The organism is Pontibacter populi, assembly GCF_040278685.1.
GTDB classification, from domain to species: domain Bacteria; phylum Bacteroidota; class Bacteroidia; order Cytophagales; family Hymenobacteraceae; genus Pontibacter; species Pontibacter populi.
The window spans coordinates 12,951-35,436 of the sequence record NZ_JBEOKT010000020.1; the positions used below are offsets into that span (position 1 = coordinate 12,951).

General features: G+C 44.6%; 14 protein-coding genes and 1 pseudogene. 13 read left to right on the forward strand and 2 right to left on the reverse strand.

Going from position 1 to position 22,486, the window contains the following annotated elements; translation table 11 throughout:
* Positions 1-341: 341 nt before the first annotated feature.
* From ABS362_RS16910 to ABS362_RS16960, 11 genes are all read left to right on the forward strand, one after another.
* A complete protein-coding gene (locus ABS362_RS16910; RefSeq protein WP_350413915.1) occupies positions 342-809 on the forward strand; it encodes a type II toxin-antitoxin system RatA family toxin in 468 nt (155 codons plus the stop codon).
* Between the two features lie 50 nt (positions 810-859).
* On the forward strand, positions 860-1,369 hold the full coding sequence (locus ABS362_RS16915) for a hypothetical protein (RefSeq protein ID WP_350413916.1): 510 nt from the start codon (positions 860-862) through the stop codon (positions 1,367-1,369).
* Between the two features lie 201 nt (positions 1,370-1,570).
* A complete protein-coding gene (locus tag ABS362_RS16920; RefSeq protein WP_350413917.1) occupies positions 1,571-7,393 on the forward strand; it encodes a carboxypeptidase-like regulatory domain-containing protein in 5,823 nt (1,940 codons plus the stop codon).
* A gap of 122 nt (positions 7,394-7,515) precedes the next feature.
* Positions 7,516-8,985, forward strand: coding sequence for an FAD-binding oxidoreductase (locus ABS362_RS16925; RefSeq protein WP_350413918.1), 1,470 nt, complete (start codon positions 7,516-7,518; stop codon positions 8,983-8,985).
* Positions 8,986-9,154: 169 nt separating this feature from the next.
* Positions 9,155-9,571 carry a hypothetical protein gene (locus ABS362_RS16930; protein ID WP_350413919.1) on the forward strand — a complete coding sequence of 139 codons (417 nt, stop codon included), beginning with the start codon at positions 9,155-9,157 and terminating at the stop codon, positions 9,569-9,571.
* A gap of 123 nt (positions 9,572-9,694) precedes the next feature.
* Complete coding sequence (locus ABS362_RS16935) at positions 9,695-10,399, forward strand: hypothetical protein (RefSeq protein ID WP_350413921.1); 705 nt, start codon at positions 9,695-9,697, stop codon at positions 10,397-10,399.
* Between the two features lie 192 nt (positions 10,400-10,591).
* Positions 10,592-11,167: a helix-turn-helix domain-containing protein gene (locus ABS362_RS16940; protein WP_350413922.1), complete on the forward strand. Its 576-nt coding sequence runs from the start codon at positions 10,592-10,594 to the stop codon at positions 11,165-11,167.
* Between the two features lie 799 nt (positions 11,168-11,966).
* The gene (locus ABS362_RS16945; protein ID WP_350413924.1) at positions 11,967-13,286 is read left to right on the forward strand and encodes a M48 family metallopeptidase; all 1,320 of its coding nucleotides are present in this window, start codon (positions 11,967-11,969) and stop codon (positions 13,284-13,286) included.
* Positions 13,287-13,312: 26 nt separating this feature from the next.
* The gene (locus tag ABS362_RS16950; RefSeq protein WP_350413925.1) at positions 13,313-14,890 is read left to right on the forward strand and encodes a DUF6770 family protein; all 1,578 of its coding nucleotides are present in this window, start codon (positions 13,313-13,315) and stop codon (positions 14,888-14,890) included.
* 363 nt (positions 14,891-15,253) lie between these two features.
* The gene (locus tag ABS362_RS16955) at positions 15,254-15,871 is read left to right on the forward strand and encodes an immunoglobulin domain-containing protein (protein WP_350413927.1); all 618 of its coding nucleotides are present in this window, start codon (positions 15,254-15,256) and stop codon (positions 15,869-15,871) included.
* A gap of 34 nt (positions 15,872-15,905) precedes the next feature.
* Positions 15,906-16,622, forward strand: coding sequence for a DUF4328 domain-containing protein (locus tag ABS362_RS16960; protein WP_350413928.1), 717 nt, complete (start codon positions 15,906-15,908; stop codon positions 16,620-16,622).
* Between the two features lie 5 nt (positions 16,623-16,627).
* Here the strand turns inward: ABS362_RS16960 and ABS362_RS16965 are convergent.
* Together ABS362_RS16965 and ABS362_RS16970 are read right to left on the reverse strand one after the other, a co-directional pair.
* Positions 16,628-17,006: pseudogene (locus ABS362_RS16965) on the reverse strand (transposase family protein); the annotation flags it as partial.
* A gap of 91 nt (positions 17,007-17,097) precedes the next feature.
* The gene (locus tag ABS362_RS16970; RefSeq protein ID WP_350413931.1) at positions 17,098-17,538 is read right to left on the reverse strand and encodes a hypothetical protein; all 441 of its coding nucleotides are present in this window, start codon (positions 17,536-17,538) and stop codon (positions 17,098-17,100) included.
* 335 nt (positions 17,539-17,873) lie between these two features.
* On the opposite strand from ABS362_RS16970, the gene ABS362_RS16975 reads away from it, so the two are divergent.
* A complete protein-coding gene (locus ABS362_RS16975; protein WP_350413932.1) occupies positions 17,874-18,287 on the forward strand; it encodes a hypothetical protein in 414 nt (137 codons plus the stop codon).
* A 270-nt stretch (positions 18,288-18,557) separates the two neighbouring features.
* Positions 18,558-22,463 (forward strand): hypothetical protein, encoded by a 3,906-nt coding sequence (locus ABS362_RS16980; protein WP_350413934.1) that lies wholly within the window; start codon positions 18,558-18,560, stop codon positions 22,461-22,463.
* Positions 22,464-22,486 lie beyond the last annotated feature (23 nt).

Below are 22,486 nucleotides of genomic sequence, written 5' to 3' on the forward strand. Positions count from 1 at the left end.
TGTTTTCAAGAGCATGGAAAAGATGCCTGACTAGAGCTATCGTTCTATTATAAAGGCCGAATATACATTTTAGATAAGCTATATAAAAGTAGAATTGATTACAATTAAAGATTTAAGAATAAAATAGAGAAATCAAATGCAATTAAGAAACATAAGGGATTTGCTTGGATAGAATTTTATAGCTTTTGGAGAAACACAAGCTATCCGGTACATTAGCATAAGTGTATACTTCTCTGCATACACTGATTGCTTATGCCAAATACAGGCAGCTAAAGAAAACGTAAATAGGGTACATCAATTTCAGCAGTATTTATTGACTTCAATTATAAAATAGCGAGTAAATGGAAAGCATAAAGTTTACAGCAACGATAGTGATTAATTGTGAACCTGTAGTTGTTTTCGATTACACACAAGATTACAAACAAAGGTTAAGCTGGGATACTTTTCTCAAAAAAGCTGATTTAATTGAAGGAGCTACAAAGGCAGAGAAAGGAGTAAAAGCTTATTGTGTAGCTAAAAATGGCCTTGGCATGGTGACCGAGTACGTAACGTTCAATAGACCTAAGGCAACAGCAATCAAAATGACAGAAGGGCCTTTTATGTTCAAATCCTTCTTAGGTTCCTGGACATTTAAAGAATTAAAACCAGACTCGACAGAAGTAATCTTTTTATATTCATTTAAGCTACGTTTCCCATTCAATCTGTTTAAAGGAATGATAAAGAAAAGTTTGGAGTCAAATGTCAAGCAAAGACTTGTTGATCTTAAAACAAATATTAAATTAAAAGCACGATTCGCTAACCAGATCTAAAGCAAAACAAGGTGTGTCTTAGCTGAGTCGTTAGCAATAATTTAAAGCAGATGAATAAAGAGGTAGAATTACTAAAGTCACATACCATTCTATTTTCTGGAATCGAGTTAATAAAACAAGCCCTTTCTGATTGGCTAATTGAAGAAATACTAGGCCTTAATGAAAATTACAATGATGAGTCGATTCTAAAGGTTAAGCTAAACTCCAAAGAGGAAATAAGAAATCTAAAAGAATTTCTGGACAGAGAAATAAAACACCAAAATTACGAACTATATGAATCTTGCATTGAGGAGCTAAGGGAAATCAAAGAAGACTTTAAATGGAGCAATTCGAAGGATGGGAAATTCATTCAAAAGCTGGAGGATTGGGTACTCAACATAAGGAGTAAGATCTCAGATAAAGGGTGGGAGAAGATATTTATCGGCAGAAGTATGATTGACCCAAAGGAACTGAACATCGGAGGCGTGGTGAAGAATGAAAAAGAGGCAGACGAGATAAGGATGCAAATAGAGATGTGGGCACCACCATTTCCCCCGAGATATTTACTTGAAGTAGAATGACATTGTGCTTAAGTCAAACTAAGGAAAACGGCCTCGTACACTTCATGATTGAGCAATGTATGTGGAATTCTAATTAATAAGCACATAAAATTTAACATAATTCTAAGTTTACAAAAGACTTAGGTTAAGCAGCAGGTTAACGTACATATTAGAGGTGGTTAATATATAAATTTGTATATTTATGTTCATACTGCCTCTGCTATGCTAAAACAACTTATACTGGGCTTCTGCCTTTTGCTCTGCTTTTCTTCATCACTTATTGCACAACATAAACTAGCCAACTCGCTGTACCGCAGCCCTTATACTTACATTTACCAGCTCACCGAACAGCAAGCCCGATCTATCCACGAAGAAGGAACACAGGTTGTCAGGCCTTCTTTTTTCCAATCGGTAGTTGATTCGTTTGCAGTTAACACAAACTATAGCAGAACCTTAGCTCAGGGGCATTACCTGTATGTGCACAGCAGCGGCCCCGACCTGATTTACTCGCTGCATACCGTAACGCCTTTTGCTGTTAAATTGATCCAGGAAAGAGCTGACCTGAACGTGCTGGTGCACGATAGCCTGGGAAATCCGTTACCCAATGCTGTAGTGCTTGTGGATAAGAAAAAAACCACTTATAACCCGGCCACGCAAACCTACCACCTGAACTATAAGCCAAAAGATGCCCTGTTAGCAGTCAGCTTGAATGGGTTTACACACTTTGTAAAGCTGGAGAAAGCAGATAACCCGACCAGGGAGAGAAGCTTTTTGAATAAGATCATTTATTCCTTTCCTGTGTACTATATCTGGCGTCCATTTTACGATACCTATCGTTCTGTGCGTGGCTGGTATCCCGAAGGCTGGGTAAGAAGTGTGATTTCCTTGTTTGATCCGCAGTACCGCCGGTATGATGAACGGGAGAAGTACAAAGGTTACCTGGCACTGAACAAGCCCAAGTACATGCCCGGGGATACCGTAATGTACAAAGCGTTTATAGTTGATAAGCACGGCAAGCCCTATAAAGGGAAAGCTATAGTTAAATTAGGAAGTTACCGCACCAAACAGAAAAGCTTAGGCGAAATAAAGGCATACCGGAAAGGTGGTTTCGATGGTTTTTTTGTGCTACACGATAGCCTGAGACTTGACCTTGACCAGGTGCTGACGCTCTCGCTTGAAAGGCCGAATAAAAAAGAGGGTCTGCTCGTATCCGCGTCTTTCAGCTACGAAGATTATGAGCTGAAAGAGAATATCTATACTTTAACCTTAGCCCATGACAGGCACTATACCGGTCAGGAAAATCTGGTAAAAGCAAGGGGTGTAAATGCCAATGGCCTGAACCTGCTCGATGCCCGCGTGGAGATCGTGGTTAAAACCAGGCGTATAATCAAGAGCGAGCAACCACTCCTGTTTGTGCCTGATACACTTTGGCAACATCAGCAGCCCTTAAACCCAACTGGCGAAACGACCATCACGATTCCAAAAAGTATTTTCCCCGATGCAGGTATAGAATATGCCGTAACAGCTACTTTCCTGAACGCAAGTAACGAACGTACTACTAAAACCAGGAATGCCACCTACCACCACACCAGCGGTTACCTGAGTATAGAATTACAGCAGGACAGCCTTTTGGTGCAGTACCGGGAAGGAGACAAGTCAAAACCCCGTGCAGCTACACTTTCTGCTTATAATGCGGATTATGATGACATCTATAGTTCTAACATAATGCTGCCTGCTAAAGTGGCGCTTAATGCTTTTGCAGCCGGATACGAAGTTACCTCCGGGGAGCTGTTTGATGATCTGGAGTTTGCAGAAGATGATAAAGACGCTAGCCTATCTTTACAGACAGCCAGGACAAATGACTCCCTATACATGGCCATCCAGAACCCGAGAAGACTGCCTTATTGGTATGCCATCTATCGCGGTGAAAAATTGGTGGAGCAGGGACACGGAAAAGCTGCGGAAATCGTGTTGCAACTACAGGCAAAAGGCGACAAACCTTACTTTGTGGCAGTACAATACGTGTGGGCCGGTACTATGCACAAACTACAGGAAGATGTTCCTTTCCGAAAACATTTGCTAACTATTGACCTGCAGTCCCCGCAGGTAGTTTACCCGGGCCAGAAAGCTGATCTGAAAGTGGCCGTAACGGATGCCAAAGGGAAGCCCGTGCAAAATGTGGACCTGACCGCTTATGGCCTTACATCCAAGTTTAAAAACACAACTATACCAGCCCTGCCCAGCTGGGACAGGTATAAAAAGCAAAAGCCTTTCCGTAAGCTACAACTGCAAGACAGAACAGTAGACGGAAAGCAGCTTATGAACTGGAATTACTGGGGCAGCCGGATGGGGTTGGACAGCATTGGCTACTACAAGTTTCTGTACCCTGAAAACGGCGTATTTACAGACTATGCTAAAACTATGGACGGTATTACACAGGTGTCGCCGTTTGTGGTAGATTCTGGTAGGGTAGTGCCGGTGCATGTAGTGTATCTTGATAATGTGCCGGTATATTTCTCGCAGACAGATGTACTGCCAGCCTATGCCTTTGCTGCAGACAGCGGTTACCACAACATAAAAATACGCACCGCCACCAAGCTCATCACCCTGGACAGTGTGTACCTGCAACACCAGCACAAACTTATAGTTAGTGCAGATATATCAGCAGCTGATAATACGATGGTAAAACCAGCCGAAAGATGGAAGCTATCCGATTACGAAAGGCGAACGCTCTCTAAATACCTGCTGCATGTAACCTATAAAATCGGCGACTATGCTTCTTACCTGAAGCAAGGCAACAAACTTCTGCTGCTTTCTGATAAAACAACGGGTTACTACTATAACCGCAACCATGAGCGAACACTCTTTGTCGGTCCGTTCAGCCCGAACTGGATGCAGTATGTGCGGCTTAACCGCTTTACCACCAACTTTATGCTGGAGCCAGACTATAGCTATAGTTTTGAGCCCGGCTTGCTGAAGATGCGGGAAATGAAAATGGCAGATAACAAGGTGCGGTTGCCGATGTGGAACAAGTCGGAGCGGTTTTCAGGGCTACTCCAACACGAAGCATTGACCGAGAGAAAGATACTGGAGAACTGGGAAGCCGTACAACACCAACGCCTGCTCAGCATGCTCTATACCCCAAACCCGAGTGGCACAGGTGCCGGCAGGTTAGGGTGGGAGCTGCAGCCCAAGCTAAAAGAAAATGTAAAACTGGTATTGCTGCACCGGACAGGTAAGCCGGATAGCGTATTGCTGTACCCTAAAGGCACTACTTTACTCCACAACCTGAAGCCGGTTACTTATACCCTTACACTTGCTTTCGAGAGCGGTCGCTATACATCGGCAAATGTCAAGATTAAAGCAAATGGACAGACGCATGTTTACTTCGATTCCACAACTATAAAACAGGCATCGGCCGAAAGCAGGTATTTGTTAAAACTGGTAGAAGAAAAGATAAAGCAACTGAGAAAAACAGAAAAGGTGGCTACAGAAGAAAGGGAACAGGAAATGCAAGCCAATCAGCAAACCACCTATACCCATACTTCCGGCATAGAGCATTACGACCACGAAGTTACGGGTTATGTTACAGATAGAAATACCGGCGAACCTTTGCCCGGTGTAGCTATTATATTGAAAGGTACAACCATAGGTACCGCCACCGATTTGAACGGCCGCTACAGGTTATATGTGCCAGCAGATGGGAATCTGGTATATCGATATGTAGGCTATAATCCTTGGGAAGAAAATGTGAACCACCGCGAAAGCATCAATGTAACGCTCGATGTTTCTACTCAGGCGCTACAGGAAGTTGTGGTTGTAGCATATGGCCTACAGGAAAGAAGAGCATTAACAGGGGCTGTGGCAGGTGTTGTAGCAGGACAACCAGCCCAGATCAGGATACGGGGTGTGGGTAGTGTAAATGCTGATCATGCCAAACCATTGATTATTGTGGATGGTGTGCCATATAGCGGCTCCCTGGAAGATGTCAAAAATATTGTAACCACTTCTGTTCTAAAAGGAGAAGAAGCAACTGCCATTTATGGTTCTCTGGCCGCATCCGGAGTGGTCATTATTACGACCAAAACCGGTAGCGCCACTATAGCAGGTGACATGCTGGCGGAACAGGCAAATTCTATCCGCAATAATTTCTCCGACTACGCTTTCTGGCAGCCCCGCCTGATGACTAATAAGCAGGGCGAAGCTGCTTTCAGTGTCACTTTCCCGGATGACATTACCAGTTGGAATACCCATGTTTTAGCCATGAACAACAGGATGCAGAGCGGCATTTTTACAGGTAATATAAAGTCGTTTAAAGCCATGATGGCTACCCTGCACCTGCCGCGCTTTTTAGTGGAAGGTGACAAGGCGCATGTAGTCGGAAAAGCCCTGAACTACCTGCCTGATTCTGCTGCAGTGACGACGTATTTTGAAGTGGATGGCAAAAAGAAACAGGAAACACAGAAGCAGCTGAATAAAAGCTTTACAGATACCCTGCAACTAACAGCTCCCGCCTCCCCAGATTCGGTAGAAGTGCTTTTTGGCTTGCGTCAGGCATCAAGGTTTACAGATGGCGAGCGTCGCTTTGTGAACGTGTATCCGAAGGGAGTAGAAGAAACCCAAGGTCATTTCCTGCCACTCTACGCTGACACTACTTTTACCCTAAACTTTGACCCGGCAAAAGGACCTGTAACGCTACAGACACAAAGCGATCTGCTGCAGGTGATGCTGGATGAAATAGAGCTTTTGCGAAAGTATCCTTACTGGTGTAGCGAACAGGCCGCATCCAAACTGAAAGGCTTGTTGCTGGAGAAAAGAATCAGGACACAGTTGGACCAGCCTTTCGAACACGACCGCATAGTTAACCGCCTGATAAAACACCTGGAGAAGACACAGTTGAAAAACGGCGCCTGGACGTGGTGGGAGCAAGGCCCTGCCTATACCTGGATCACAAACCATGTGGCAGAAGCACTGACTATGGCGAAAGCTGAAAACTATAGTGTGAAGTTCCAGGAACAGAAACTGACAGACTACCTGGTGTATACCCTGGAAAGCGGACACCCAACTGATAAACTGACGGCACTGAAAACACTCTATAGTCTGAAAGCCGATGTTAACTATAGCCGTTACATAAAGGAACTGGAAAAGAAAAAAAATGCATCACTGGAAGATCAGTTCAGGTTGACCAGGTTGAAACAGCAGATCGGTTTGCCTGTACAGCTAGATACGTTACAGCACTATAGAAAGCAGACGATGCTGGGCGGAGTTTATTGGGGTAAGGAAAAGTATACGTTGTTTGATAACAGCATCAGCAACACCCTGCTTGCCTACCAGGTATTAAGTGCTGCAGGCGGACAGGAGCGTGAACTTGCACGGATCAGAGCCTACCTGTTAAGCAAGCGACAAACCGGCCATTGGCGCAACACCTTTGAGTCAGCCCGAGTTCTGGAGACCTTATTACCGGACCTGCTGCAGACTGGAACTGCAAACAAGGGTGGGGAATCGAATATCCTGAGCTTTTCAGGTGCAGTGAACATGCAGGTAAAAGGCTTTAGAGCCGATACAACATTTGTAGCCGGACAGCCGCTTACGGTGCAGAAAAAAGGCAAACTACCACTATACTTTACCGCCTATCAAACTACCTGGAACAAAGCCCCGCAAGCTGTAGAAAAGGATTTTATAGTGAAAACTACGCTTAAAGGGCTAAAAGAAAACACTGTACTGCAGGCTGGCAAACCTATAGAGATGCTAGTGGAAGTAGAAGTAAAAGCAGACGCTGATTATGTGATGATCGAAGTGCCCATACCTGCCAGTTGTTCTTATGAGTCTAAACATGACAGAAGCCTGTATGAAGTGCACCGGGAGTACTATAGAAATAAAGTAAACATCTTCAGCGATAAGCTGCCTAAAGGCAAGTACACCTATACTATAAAGTTGCTGCCACGCTACACCGGCACTTATACGCTTAACCCGGCCAAAGCTGAGCTGATGTACTTCCCGACCTTCTTTGGCAGAAATAAACTGAAGCAGGTAAATGTGAAATGACCTACAATATAGAACTTGGTAGCAGCACATTACTCCTTAGGTATTTTTTTAAATAATTTACCTAAAAGGGTTACTGGGATTACTCTAAAAATTGAACAACTTAATAAACACCCTTCAACTAGATGCAGAAGAAATACTTTTGGCTTTCAGGCATCCTGATTGCCTTGATTTTTATTTCAATTCCTTTCATTCATGTGTTAAACACCAAATGGAACGAGTCTGAACATAATATAACAATCTCAACTGGTTATACTAATGACGCCAGTCAGCTTAACCTAACGAAAGTTGACACTATTATTAAAGTCCCAACCCAAAAAGCAGACATTGAAAATCAACTTCGCCAGGTTCTAAAGTATGCCCATGAAAATGATTTAAAAATTTCAATAGCAGGGGCACAGCATAGTATGGGTGGGCATACCATGTATCCTGGTGGCATTGTAGTCAACATGCTTCCCTACAAGCATATGTCATTGGATACGATCAACAATGTGCTGACTATTGGTTCGGGTGCGCTTTGGGAAGATGCGATTAAGTTTTTAGACAACTATGGTAAGTCGATCGCGGTCATGCAAGCTTTCAGTTCTTTTTCTGTAGGTGGTTCTATCAGCGTGAATGGGCACGGATGGCAAAAGGATTTACCTCCCATTTCTTCGAGCGTACTTTCCTTTACTTTAATGAATTATAAAGGTGACATTTTACGATGTAGTCGAACAGAAAATCCAGAGTTGTTCAGACTGGTGTTGGGTGGGTATGGGCTCTTTGGAATTATTTTAGATGTTAAGCTTAAGGTAGTAGACAATTCAGCCCTGCAATTCAAGTATGTCCGATTAAGTCCCGAGAAGTATGTGGAGCATTATAAGAAGTTTGTTTCTGCTAATCCAAATGTAGATTTGGTTTTCGGTCGTTTACGCATTTCTGATAAGCAATTTTTAGAAGAAGCAACCCTTAACTTTTTCGAAAAAGTAAACGCAACACCACTGCCTATTCAGCAGCAACATGAGAAAAATACAGAAAGTAAACGCTTGGTTTTCAGAAGTAGTGTCAGTAGCGAATACGGGAAGCGATTGCGTTGGGACTTAGAAACTGGCATGAACAAAGTCTCTAAAAACAATGTGTACTCCCGAAATGAGCTGTTAAATGATCACGTTTCATTAATTGAGAACAAGGATACAAGCTCTACTGATCTGTTGCATGAATACTTTATCCCGGAAAGGAATTTCAAGCAATTTATAAACGAGATTAAACCTATCCTGAACACATCAAAACTTGACTTGCTGAATATCACCATCCGGGGTGTGCATAAAGATAATGACAGCTACATGAACTATGCACGAGAGAATGTATTTGGCTTTGTCTTGCTTTTCAATCAGAAGAAGACTAAAGAGCAAGAAGATGCTATGGGAATTTTAACCAAGCGGTTGGTTGATGTGGCAATCAGAAACGATGGTACCTTTTACCTTCCTTATCGCCTGCACATTGATAAAGAAACAATGAGAAAGGCGTATCCGCAAACTGATGCATTCTTTGAATTGAAAAGGAAATACGACCCGAAGGAGATGTTCAGCAACAAATTTTATGAACATTACAAGTAAAACTGTAAACGCCTAAGATGTTAAAATTTTTAATTTAACAATTACTTTCAGTTGTTGAAATTACTAGGGTTAAGATTAATCTTTACTAGCTACTGCTGCAATTACGCATATAATGCTAATAAGCGTATGTTGATGTTTATCCTATAGTTAGGCTGTATTGCAATTAAAAATGAACGTGATAAATTTTATAATAATACTCTCTGCTCTACTCTTTAGTCTGTCATCAATAGGCAATAACTGTGTTGAATACAGAAGTGTTGAAAAAAAGAAAGATTTTGGTTACAGCCATATCCAAGACATAATAAGAATTTGCAAATCAGACTCTATATTTGAGCAAACGACACAATTGCTGAGAAGGAAGTTAGGTAGAGAAGAGATAGTTAATACAGAGATTAGTGTAGGTAAGCGGCAGATTAAACAAGATACTTTGATTCTAACCCACTCGCCCAATGACGATGGCTTAACGGTTGTTCAAAAATATGTGGTTGATAGAAATAAATTAACTTACTACAGCAAGCACTCGCAGGGTAAAAAATATAAGTGGAGATACTACTCTGGTGATAGGGATATTCTGTTAAACAGGTGAAATACCTTTCATGATTAGAAGAAAAAAGAACAACACAAGCCTAACAAGAACTATAAGTTAGCTATGCCATCTTATAGTCAAGTCCGTTGGGCAAAATTTTAAGCCCCACCTTTATTTCACTTTATGAAAATAAGACTTACCCTTTTTATTTGCTTCCTCTTTTGCTCATCTACTGCTGTCGCCCAAAAAATCTCTTATGGGTTAACGACAGGGCTGATTTTCGACAACCCGACAGGCACTGTTCTGCTGGATTCAGTACAGGTTACTTTACAAGGGGATAATGATCGTCAACCCTACTATGGAGGGTATATCTCTTATGAGCTTAACCAGCTTCTTACCTTCACCTCTGGTATAAACTACTACAATGCTGGCACCAGTTTTCTTGTGTATAATGCCAAAAAAGAATGTGCCTTTTGTCCACTTATGAAGGCTGGCTCTGTATCACATCGTTCTATTGAAGTGCCGCTGCTAGTAGAGGCAAAGCTTCCCTTACCAATTGGACGTGTTTTCCTTTCTGCTGGCATCATCCCCAATTTCCGACTCTCCAGAAAAGGAGATCCCTATTTTTACTATCCTGATGCTGGACAAGGGGTATCTGATGTACTGCCCGCTATAAGGTCTTCCATTAAGCCTGTCGTCTGGAAGTATGCTTTGGGTGCGGGGGCTACCATCTGGCGATTAAGACTGGAGGCAAGATGGCAGTATGATCTGGCTAGAACTGCTACCAATCCTATACAAGTGTGGGGTAAAAGCTATGCGTTTAATTCCAAGAACAACACCATCCGATTTGGGGTGGGGTACCAGCTTAACTGGAAAAAGAAAGAATAAGTTAGCCTAACCGCGTGCAGCCCCAACCCTTGCTAAGCTTTAAATGCACCAGCGGGTTGTAGCGCCTTCTATCACCTCATTGTATGTTATGGCAAACGATGACAAATGAAACATGTCAGCAAATGCCGTAGGCAAGACGTTAGCATTAGGAAAATAAGGTGTTACTTTTAAGCGAAACTAATCCATCAAAAGATGAATTCAATCGGACAAAAGATCTGTGAAAGCAGAAAAGCGAAAGGGCTTACACAAGAGGAGCTGGCGGAGCTTTCTAACGTGAACTTAAGAACTATTCAGCGGATAGAGAACAGTGAAAACACGCCCCGTGGAAGTACTTTGAGTAGTTTATGTGAGGTGCTGCAACTTGATATGGCGGATGTGCAAACAAAACACCCATCCAAGAAAGAAAACAAGTGGGGTTCTCTGATGCTCAATGGTCTCTTCGTGGGAGTACTTAACTCGGCGATGATGGCAATCTTTGGCTTCTTAACCCTAGATACAGCTGCCAACTTGAATAGCAGAGTAGGAGCTTACTGTCTGAGCATTTTTATGCCATTGCTGGTGGTTGCTTTCACGCAGGATTTTTCCCCAACCAAACGGGTGCTGCAATTTGGGAGTGGTTTTTTGGGCTATATCCTGCTGGCCACCGTTGTGGTAGGTTTTCCAGCCGCTTTTATCAAAGGGCTGATACCAAGTTTAACCATCGCATTAACAGTTTTATATTATGGAAATAGTTTCGTGAATTATCCCAGCATGAAAACACGCCAATAGCGTAGGAAAAGCTGAAAGAAGAACCGTGTTCAATAAGGCACAGAGTTTCATACATGATATACCTGGTACACAACCTAAACGAAGTATTAGCTTTAATGGTGTGCTAATTATACCCGTGGAAATAACAACATCAGCGTCACCAGTTTACAGCCATAAGGATAGCGACAAAATGAATCTGAATATGCTCTTGTTGAAGCTTGCATTGGAACCATAACACACCCTAGAAGAAAACATATTGAATTAATCGATAAGGTATTCCACGAATTAGTAACTGAACAAGTTTTTAGTGATGTACATTGGGTTGAATCAATAGCACTAAGGCCACTGTTTACTTAGACCTGTACATTGTTTTCCTTGTAAAAAATGTACCAAACATGCCTTAGTTTATAATAGCTTAACACGGGGCGTAGGGTGTAGTAGGTTAAAGCTTTTGTACTTTTAAGGTATGATTCAGCAAGCTTGAATAGGAAAGAATGTAGCTTGGTATATGACCAAAAGGTGCTTGAGACCGCTTTACCCGGGCTTTCAGCATCAGGTTTTTAGAAGTATAGGGAAAAATTTATACTTATTAACCTTAAAGTAAGGCATATACTCATTTTTTTTATTACTTTGTCCTGCCCGAAAACAAACTCAAATGCTATTAGCCCCTTGTCGAACTACAATTAGTAGTTTCTTTCTGTGTTGCTGCTTCTTCTTGCTGACAGCCTCACCTTGCCTGGCACAGAAGCAGGAATATTTACCGTACTATTCTGCTGACACTACCCAGGTGCATTCCCTTGCCTTAACACATGCCCAAACCATGCGGCAACGGCTGACAGTGCCGCCGAATGCAAGTGCTGCCTATAGGAAGGATTTTTTAGAAATTGTAGAAAGCAGTGCAAAAAACAGCTATCAAATTGTTCGACAGCAGGCCATACTGGATACTATTATAGCTCCCTATCTGCAGGGAATCTTTAAAAAGGTACTGCATGCCAATAAAGAGATGGTAGGAAAAGCTACCCTTATCCTCACCAAAAGCCCAATAGAGAATGCCTATGCCCTGGCCGATGGGACGATCTTTTTCAACATCGGCTTGCTGGCTGAATTGGAGAATGAAAGCCAGATAGCTTTTATCCTTTGCCATGAACTTGCTCATGTTAAGCTAAAGCATATGGAGCAGGGTATAGTAGAATATCTGGAGACTGTGCATAGTAAAGCGTTTAAAAAACAGTATAGTCAGCTAGCACGCGAAAAGTATAACAGGTCAGCTAAGATAGCTACCTTTTTTGAAGAAAAATCCCTGAGTCATCTATATCACAAGCGTTCTTTAGAAAAGCAGGCAGACTCAGTGGGCTTCCTGTTGTTTACCAAAACGAACTATGATCCTAGCCAAGCTGCTACCGCTTTAAAAATTTTAGCTCGTGTAGATGATCCAGCAGCGGTACCACACCTAAACTTAAACGCGTTCTTTGGGTGCCCAAGCTTTACCCTTGATGGGTATATAAAGTCAGGCACAGAGACGTCGATCTTTGGTGCTGTGTCTGATGAATCTCCTTTTGCTGCTAACAATGACACCTTGCAGACGCATCCCGATATAGACAAACGCTTGCGCTTTATTGCGGAACTCGAGCGAAGCATGCCTGCTACTGGGGCAGCTATTGAAGCAGAAGGTGATAACAAGGTGAAAGCCATATGCCAAAGAGAAGCCCTTCAAAGCTGGTTTGATGCCCAAAATTATGACTATGCTGCCTACAAAGCGCTGCTGCAGCTGCAGCAGCACCCGGAAAGTAATTACCTGAGAGGAATAGTGATGCTGAGTCTATATGCGATGCAGCAACACTTAAAAGCACATACCTTCTCCGAAATCCTATCGGTGGAGTCTCCAAGACAGCCTGAAAGTTTCAACCAGCTAATTCGGCTGTTTGGGTCTCTTGAAACCTCAGCATACAAAAACTTAAGTCAGTGCTTTCATGAAGCTGCTCCGCTTCGTTCAGCCACAGATGAATACACCTTGGCCGCACGCTATGCCCTGGCGAGGTTGCAGGACGATGTTAGCGCAGCGGCAGAGGCAAAGAATGCCTACACTTCCCGCTTCAAGCTAGGCAGGCTGCAGGCTGCTATTTTTCCTGAACAACCTTAATCGCATTTTCAACTTAATCATTTTTTATGAAGAAATCTTTACACCTTTTATTAACCTGCTTCTTTGTACTAAGTACTCTTGCAAGCTATGGACAAACCCAAACCCTGACCGGGTTTAAAAGTTTTAGTAAAAAAGCCTTGACACCTATTTATGATGGGAGCGAAGTAAAAGGCTACACCATGTTTTATCGGGCAGATAAAGCCGATAAGAAAAACGACAACTTTGGGCTCGACTTCTATGACCAGAACCTGCAGAAAGTAAAAACAGTGCTGATTCCCAAAGAGCGGCATTTCACACATCTGATCAGAAGCGCCTACAACGGGGAGGCTTTCAGTTTCTATTTCTATAACGCAAAATCAAGAAGCCTTGAGTTAGACGTTTTTGACAAATCACTTACAAAAATAGCTTCAAAACGCTTTGAAGATATTTCAAAGGCAGACATGCAGATGGCAGGCCAGGAAATCCAGATGCCAGGTAATGGAGAGAATAAAGCGATGGGAGGATTGAACATCTATGCTGTGCCGGGAAAAGGGTTTATCAAGAACGGGTTTACGGGCATGATGAAAGGTTATTCGCTTGAAATGTTAGACAATAAACTCAACTTATTATGGACCAGTAAGTCGGATGAAAAGTCTAAGGAGTATGAATCTGTCCTGATCAATGAAGTAACCAACAACTATGTGTTGGCTACCCTTGCCCGCAGACCCAACATGATGTCTAAAAAGTTCTCTTTTTCCATGATTGCCATTGATATAAAAACAGGCAAGACCCTGTTTGACATAGCCATTGAAAATGATAGCAAGGAACAACTATCGCTTAGCTCTTTTACTTTTGATGAAGTTAACAAAGAGTTTGTGGCCATGGGAGAGTATTATGCTTTAGATGACAAACCTTTGATAAACAAGAGTCAGGGCTTCTATGTGAAGCGAGTAGGTACGGACGGTAAAGAAAAAGGAAAGCAGTTTTATAGCTGGAGCAAAGACATTAACCCATTGCTGCCCGCAGCGGCGAAGAAAAGCATAGAGGAAGGGTTTGTCAACTTTGTACACAAAATCATCAGAAGCGCGGATGGAAAGCAGCACATCGTAGCAGAACAATACAAGGTAAAAGCAGATGGTGTGGGCATCGCGCTTGCTGTCATGGGCGGCGGTACCAGTACTGCAAAAGGAGTGATCGGCAACATGATGATCTATTCCCTGAATGCTGATCATAAAATCGATAAAGTTAGCTTTTTTGAAAAGGACCAGACAGACTGGCCCCTTATCCCAGGATCAGGTTTTTATGGTGCCGGTTTGATCGGACATGTAATCAATATGACAGGAGGCTTTGACTATCAGTTCACACAATTAGAGAAAGATCAAATCAGCTTTAATACGGCTTATCTTAACTATAGAGATGTAAAGAACAGCAAGGTAGACGAGAAGACGTTGGTTAACATCATCTATTCTGGAGAAGCTGCTCCTGTAACAGATAAAATGAAGATGACATTGGCAAAAGGAATACGCTCTTATGTGTATCCAGCCAAACCAGGCTATGTACTGGTACTCAACAACGAAGTAGAAGCCTCGAAGTTAGAGATGAAGCTAGTTAAATTGAATAAATAATTCTTCTCTACCCCATTAAAAAAGACCAGTTATAGCTGGTCTTTTTTAATGGGGACATTACATTTAATCCAATCTCTGCACTGCCCCTGGACCTTACACATGTACTTGATAACCGAACAAGAACTTGCTTGGTGAAACGTGATCGTTAAAAGACATTAAGCAGTTTGCATTGTCCTACCTTGAATTCTGGTAAAATTAATTAAAAGAACAGTTGTCGAAACTAGAAGTTGTAAGTTGCTAAGGGTGGATGTAAATAACAAACGTCCGGTTAGAGAGGCTTAAATAGTATAGTATAAATAGTATATTCATCTTTTGTTATATACTCTTTTATATTAACTTTAGAGCTCAACTAACTACACTAACATGAACAAACTTAATTACTTGCTAATCTGGTGCCTGTGTCTGGGTACCCTAATTTCCTGCGGCGATAAAGACGATGACGTACAACCGACTTCGAATACTGCCGAAGACTATCTTCCTACTACCAAAGGCAGCACCTGGAATTATGGCGGTAACACGCCCTATACCTGCATTGCTACGGGGGAAACCAAAGTCATTGACGGTAAAACCTACACCAGGATTGAAGCACGGGTTGGGACACAAGTAAACGCTTCGTATATCCACAAAGAAAACGGGGTGTATTCTGCAGTGAATTATTTGCCTAATTTTCCTGATGTTGCCATTCCGATGCTAAAGGAACAGTTGCCAGTGGGCGGCACGTGGGAAGTAGCTATGGTGGTAAATAGTATAAATACCAAGATGGCGTTCGCCATCAAAGCAAAAGGCTTAGCCAAAACGGTAGAAGGAAATTCTTATAAAGATGTGATTCATGTGGAAATGGTCTCTTCTTATACCTACATGGGCTATGAAGTAATGGATCCCATTACAACAAATTACTATTACGCCAAAGGGGTAGGGCTTATCTTATCCGAATTTGTAGGTATGGAATCCAGGCCGCTGCTAAGCTACGACATAAAGTAAAGGCCTGCTTGTTTTAATTACATCTTCAACAAACATGACTTCAACCAAACCAAACGGGCAGCGTGCCAAAATGGCCGTTGCCTTGATATGGTGTGTGCTGGCTGCAGAAATACTAGCCTTTTGCTCTAGCTATTTGCAGTATAACTTGCTTCAAGATGCAGCCTTGGGTATTTTTTCAGAAGAAGCGGCAGCTGCTAATGATGCCAGGGAGCAGCTTGTAGCAGGTATTTATTTCTTACTATTTGCAGGATCTGGTTTAGCCTTTGTGCTTTGGTTTAGAAGAGCCTATTATAACCTGCAGCAGCGTACGGGAGCAAATTCCTTCTCGGACGGGTGGGCAGCAGGTAGTTGGTTTGTGCCTATTTTGTGCCTTTACCGGCCATACCAGATTATGCGGGAACTGTATTTGGATACCAGCAGGATGCTTTCTGAGTTTGGGGAGGATTATGCCTTGAAAACTACTTACCTTGGTTCATGGTGGGCGCTTTGGATTTTTAGTAATTTCCTCGGACATATTCTGTTTCGTTCTGATCAGAGTACTGAAACATTGGAAGGGCTGACAAACGCTACTGTGGCCAGCATGTTTGGGAATCTAATTGGTATTCCGCTCGCGTTTATAACAATAAAGGTGATTAGGGACTTTGCACGTGCCGAAGAATTGCTTTGGAGCTTGGAAGAGGGTAATCAAGAGATGGAAAGAGGGTCTTCTGAAGAAGGCTTCTCAGGAGCCGGATTCGCTCCTGTTTCCTAGTTAACTCAAGTTGCGAGTTGTTGTACGATTCGGTTTAAGGTATAGTAAAAAAAACAGGATCAGTTTTAAGATGAAGCCTTGGGGTGTAACGGCATGGATCCTTTTAGGAAAGAAGCTGGTGATACCTGAGAAATTTGTTTCAATACGCTTTCGGTACTGCTCTTTTAGAAAAGCCATGTGCGGCTCTTCCTTGCGCTTGCTGTTGAACTTGCGACAGCAGACCAGCTGGACCTGGTCACATTCTTTGAGCAGGTCTTCCACCTCATAACAGGTGTAACCAGCATCAGCATAATGGCAGCTTCCCTGGGGAAGGTCTAGTTGCATGGCTTTCAGGGCAGTGATGTCTACAAACGAGCCGGCATGGATGAAGAACTGGACCGGCAGGTGGAGTTCCTGGCGTAAAGCAGTTTACGGGTTGACTATAAGCACAGTATAAAAAAAAGGTGTGCGATGACAAATGCTTTTAAAGAATCAATTAGCCAAACATCTCGGTTTGCTCTGAAGTGTTGCTTTCAACTTCCAACAGCCATGCTCGGGCATTCTCATAATTTTTAAACTCGCTGAAAAGAAACGGCAGACCGCTGATGTCTAGTTTTTCTTTCATCGAATCAGAACTCATCTGGCTGAATACATCATCAGATTGCACCCGTGCCATCTTCTCGATACCAGTAGCAACAGGCAAAAACTTGGGAAACCATTCTTTGGCTGCCCACTCCTGATCATCCATTCGCACGACACGAGCCAAGCGATAGTCGCCCAACCAAAGCTTAATTTCATGCTTTCTGGCTACTTCCAAATAATGCTCAAGACCATCTCTATACCCGCTGCTGGAAGCAAAGCCCAACCACCGTGTTTCCACCATCTTATCTTCTGGGTAATAATAGATCTCAACAAATTCAGATTTATAAAAAAGCATAGTTTAAACTTTAAAATTGCACTAACATGCTTCCTTTGTAACGACAAAAGGAGAGTGCAGGGTTATGAGAACTATATATTTAATTCAATTAATTTAAAAAGTAACCGCTAAAATAGCTTGTCCTGCAATATAAGTGAAAAGAAACTTTCAAAAATGTAAATATCTGACTTATAGGGAAATCAATATATACCTTTTTGCATTTTAAAGACAATGGTAACTATCTGCCTTGTTTTGATGTAAAGGTGTCTTATAATTAATCCATTTCAGGCAGAAATTCATCAAGTAGGTTAGACCATCTTTTTGCTGCCCATTACATTCACGATCACCTTTACCCGATGGCAGCATCTTTTTTATCCACAAATACTATAGAGCGGAGTCCGCTTACAGAAGCTTTTTATTTTGCATTACCCGCCCTCCATGAACACACCTTTTCGTCTGTAAAGAAAAGTATAGACACCTTATTGGTGAAGGTTAAAAACTATGGAGTATCAACAGTCATAGTCGATGCTTCATTTGCAGATGTATCCATGCGGGAGAATACCCTTAACCTGGTGATAAACTATTTAGCTATTGGTTTAAAAATGGCTCATGTTAAGTGTTTAACCATCATAGGTTTTAAGGATGAAGGTACAAATGCACATATGCAACATATTCTCTCGCAAGTGGAACGTTTGCTTTACCCTTCGCTTGAGATCAAGCATTTCAAAAATCTGGATAACGCTCAGTTGTTACCGAAATTCAAAGTTTAAATAAGGAGCCTTTATAATATTCCTTTTCACTCGCTATTTCTTGTATCTAATTTTGCTGAAAGTAAGGTAGGGAAATTGTATCGTGTTATGATGAAAAGTATAGATTACTTAAAATATTGTAAAATTTTTGTGACTATGTAAATCATCTAGTTAATGATAAGCGTAGATGGTTCAGCACAGCCAAAAAACATCCCAAAACTCTTCATCCCGTAAAACAAGGCACTGGCATCTTTTTATGCCTTTCACCTTTTTCCCGAACCGCGACGATTTATGTCAGAACCAGCTACGCCCGGCAAGGACCGGAAAGCCTTCAAAATTGCAAGCATCGTGCTTGTGAGTCTGGCTGGTTTGCTGTTGTTGGCGCTGTTGGTCCTTTTCTTTTTTGCCGAGCCTTTGGCGAAGCGTTATCTCAAAAAGCAGGTGGCCAAGCAAACCGAGGGGCTTTACCAACTTGACCTCGACGAACTGGATGTGAGCTTCAGCAACTGGGGCGTCACCCTGCATGGCGTGCATCTATACCCGGATACCGCCTTGCACCGCCAGCAAAAGGAGAAGGGGCAGGCCAGCCCAAGCCTATTGGAGCTGCAAAGCCCGAAACTCGAAATCACGGGCATCAACCTCCGAGCGCTCATCTTCAACAACCGCCTGACGGTGGGAAAGGTCGTGGCTGAAAAACCCGAGATCACGCACTGGCACGATGCGGCTGTCACGAAGAAAAGTCGTCAGGGCTCCAAAGGTGGTGGCGGCTTGGAAGCGCTGCGCATCCGGGAGCTTGATCTGGAGGATGCCAGCTACCGTTACCAGCTGCTGGGGGAGCAGGGGATGCCGCAACACGATATCCCGCAACTGTCGCTGCAGGTAGAGGGTCTGCAACTGGACCTGCAGACGCAGGAGGCTATCAGTCAGATGTTTCAGGCGGATGCCCTTGACCTCGACATCCGGCGCTATACCTACCGTGCACCCGATAGCGTGTATAACATCTGGGTCGGGCGATTTACCTACGCTTCGGGGCAGCAGGAACTGAAAGCGCAGCATATAGCTGTGCAACCAAACCTGCAGGCCAATGCGGCACTACCCAAAGACCAGGCCCATCGTACCCTTTACCAGTTCAGCGCGCCACTGCTCGCCTTACAGGGACTGGATATAGCCTTTGCTTGGGAAACAAAGGATTTGCAGCTTGACGAGTTGCTATTGGAGCGCGGCACCCTGCAGCTGCACGAAAACCTGAACGTACCCGAAAGCACAGAAAGCTCCAGTCTAAAGGACCGCTATACTCAGCTCTCGCCTTACCTGCGTGCGATCGGTATAAAGGAACTGCGCCTGCGGAATGGTGATTTTACTTATCAGCAGCATGGCCTTGCGGTGGATACCATTCACCTGCTGGCCGAGGCAAACATATATCTGCAGGACTTGCAGCTCGACTCCCTTACGCTCTTTGCACCCAAGGAAAAAGTTTTTGCAGAAGTGGTAAGCATCAACACCGGCAACTATACCTATAAGCCGGCCAGCAGTCCCTATACCTTGCAGACAGCCGGCATGCAGCTGTCTACCCTCGACAAAAGTTTGGAGGCAAAGGCCCTGCACCTGTCCGGCGACTGGGATAGAAACGATGCATTGAAAAGTCAGAACATGGCGAAGCATACGCTCTACGACATCCGGCTGCCGCAACTGCGTTTTCAGGAAATGGATTTGCTGGAGGCCATCCGGTCGTCCAGACTCACGATCGGCAGTATAGCGGCAGAGCAGCCTGTGATCGATGTGCGCATCGACCAGCGCGTGCCGAAGTCAGACCCAGGGCCCGACTTGCAGGCGCTGTACCGGCAGGTGTCAGGTATAGTCAGCAGCCTGGAAGTAGGGGAGATTCGCATACGCGATGCCGCCCTCACGCAGCACAGCAACAATAGGAACATACAGCGCCTGCAGCAGCTGGAGCATGCCTCGCTGGTGGCCATTGGTCTGGAACTGGATTCCGCTTTTGTCTTCGACCCGGATCAGGTGATCCCCCTGCAGGACCTCCTGGTAACGGCCCGGAACTACCGCTACCGGATGCCCGACAACACCTATACCTTCACCTTGGGCGGACTCCGCTATTCCACCCGGCAGCAGGAGTTCTTAGCCAAGTCGCTGGACGTGAACTCGAGTCTGCGGGCCAACTACTTGCAGAAGCTCACCAATAACGCCAGCCGCAAACTCATCGACCTCTCGGCACATTCGCTGCAGATCACCGGGCTGGATTTGATTAGCGCCATGAATACGGGGCGGCTGGAGGCGGACCGGCTTGTGCTCCGGCAGCCGGCTGTGGCCATGCTGCTCGACCGTGAGGTGACGGAATCTTCCTCAGGTCAGCAGGAGGCGGGGAAGGCGCTTTTTAAAATGGTGGATTTAATTTCGGTGAACACCATCCGGCTCGAAGACGGCTCCTTTACCTTCAGCGAAAAACTAAGGCCCGTCATGCGTACCCATCAGCTGGAGCACGCCACCACCACAATCTCCGGATTTGAGCTGACGCCCACCAGTTTTAAAAACCTGAACGACACGCTCCCTATGGAGGAGCTGACCTTAGAGGCAACGGATTATACCTACCGCTCCACCGACAGCCTTTATACTATCCGGCTGGACAGTCTGCACTACTCCAGCAGGCAGCAGGAGCTGGTTGCCCGCACTTTGGAGGTGAATGCCGATAGGGAGGTGAATGAGCGACTGAAAGTCAACAGTCCTGATCTGGCCAGCCACAACCTTATCAATATCTCCGCGAAAAGATCGCGCATCACGGGCTTTAACCTGATACACGCCTACGCCACGGGGCAGTACCACATGGACAGGGTGCTGCTCGCCGGCCCCGAGGTGGCCATTCTGCAAGACCAAGACGTGCCCACGACCAAAAGCATCGCACTGGCCGAGCAGGACACCGCCTCAGGCAATGGCGCAGCAGAGCAGATAGAGGAACTTGTGTCGACCTTGCGGGTGGGGCGAGTCGATGTAACGGAGGGCGCCTTTGACTTTGAGATTCTCCGAAACGATACCATCCGCACCAGCCATACCTTGGCCCATGTGGCGTTGGGTATAGATCAGCTCAGGTTGGTGTCGCTGGAGGCAAACGACCCGCTGGATATCTTTGATGTGGACGATATCGATGTGTTGATACAAGGCTATTCCTACCAACTGCCCGACAGTTTGTATGTACTGGAGATACAGGAGATCACCGCCTCCATGCAGCAGAGTTCGCTGCGCCTCGAAAGCCTTCGTCTGCGGCCGCTTTTCAGTAAGGGGGAGTATGCCGCTAAGTTTGACTATGCCCAAGACCGGACCAATCTGGAAGTGCCCAGCGTGGAGTTAATGAATGTTAGCTTGCGGGCCTTGTTCAATAATCAGGACCTGATCGCGCACAAAATGCTGATCCGTAATCCGCAAGTGGAAATCTACCGCGACAACAGCATTGGCCTTGATCCGGACCGCAGGCCCCCGACCCTGCAGCAGATGCTGCGCGATGCCGACCTGTATATCCGGCTGGACACGATCATAGTGAACAAAAAGGATTTCGTGCATCCGGTTATCGCCGTCAATGCCATTAAGCCGGGCGTGTTTCTGCTGGAAGATATTCACCTGGAGATTTTTAACGTCACGAACGACACGATGCTTATCCGCCTGAACAGCATTATTACTGCCAATGTGAAGGCCCGGCTGATGGGGGCGAGCACCCTGCAGGGACGCTATGAATTTGAGATGGACCATCCGGAGGACCGCTATACCTACGAGGGCACGCTGGACCCGATGGACTTCACGGCCTTGAACCCTCTGTTTGAGAACATGCTCTTTATCCGGGTAAAGAGCGGGCAGATCGGCAAAGCCTCTTTCTCGATTGAGTCAACCCGGACAGCCTCCACGGGGCAAGTGCATTTTCCGTACAACAACCTGAAGATCCAGCTCCTTAGCAAAACCAATCCGGACAATCCCGGCCTGCTGCTCAAGGTGGGCACCCGGCTTATAAACACGCTGATCGTGAAGACCAACAACCCCTCCACGCTGGGCAAGTTCAGGGAAGGGTATGTGGAGGAAGAGCGCGATATGCAGCGGTCGGTATTCCACCACATGAGCCAGTCCCTGTTCGATGGCGTTGGCACCAGCCTGATGAGCAAATGTGTGGAGCGAATCGTGACTATCTTTGTGGATTTGTAATTTACTTCCGACATTAGTGATAG

Bases quoted from the DNA above. Each gene is read 5' to 3' on its own strand.
- ABS362_RS16910 (WP_350413915.1), top strand. From the start codon at position 342: ATGGAAAGCATAAAGTTTACAGCAACGATAGTGATTAATTGTGAACCT.
- ABS362_RS16915 (WP_350413916.1), top strand. From the start codon at position 860: ATGAATAAAGAGGTAGAATTACTAAAGTCACATACCATTCTATTTTCT.
- ABS362_RS16920 (WP_350413917.1), top strand. From the start codon at position 1,571: ATGCTAAAACAACTTATACTGGGCTTCTGCCTTTTGCTCTGCTTTTCT.
- ABS362_RS16925 (WP_350413918.1), top strand. From the start codon at position 7,516: ATGCAGAAGAAATACTTTTGGCTTTCAGGCATCCTGATTGCCTTGATT.
- ABS362_RS16930 (WP_350413919.1), top strand. From the start codon at position 9,155: ATGAACGTGATAAATTTTATAATAATACTCTCTGCTCTACTCTTTAGT.
- ABS362_RS16935 (WP_350413921.1), top strand. From the start codon at position 9,695: ATGAAAATAAGACTTACCCTTTTTATTTGCTTCCTCTTTTGCTCATCT.
- ABS362_RS16940 (WP_350413922.1), top strand. From the start codon at position 10,592: ATGAATTCAATCGGACAAAAGATCTGTGAAAGCAGAAAAGCGAAAGGG.
- ABS362_RS16945 (WP_350413924.1), top strand. From the start codon at position 11,967: ATGCGGCAACGGCTGACAGTGCCGCCGAATGCAAGTGCTGCCTATAGG.
- ABS362_RS16950 (WP_350413925.1), top strand. From the start codon at position 13,313: ATGAAGAAATCTTTACACCTTTTATTAACCTGCTTCTTTGTACTAAGT.
- ABS362_RS16955 (WP_350413927.1), top strand. From the start codon at position 15,254: ATGAACAAACTTAATTACTTGCTAATCTGGTGCCTGTGTCTGGGTACC.
- ABS362_RS16960 (WP_350413928.1), top strand. From the start codon at position 15,906: ATGACTTCAACCAAACCAAACGGGCAGCGTGCCAAAATGGCCGTTGCC.
- ABS362_RS16970 (WP_350413931.1), bottom strand. From the start codon at position 17,538: ATGCTTTTTTATAAATCTGAATTTGTTGAGATCTATTATTACCCAGAA.
- ABS362_RS16975 (WP_350413932.1), top strand. From the start codon at position 17,874: ATGGCAGCATCTTTTTTATCCACAAATACTATAGAGCGGAGTCCGCTT.
- ABS362_RS16980 (WP_350413934.1), top strand. From the start codon at position 18,558: ATGTCAGAACCAGCTACGCCCGGCAAGGACCGGAAAGCCTTCAAAATT.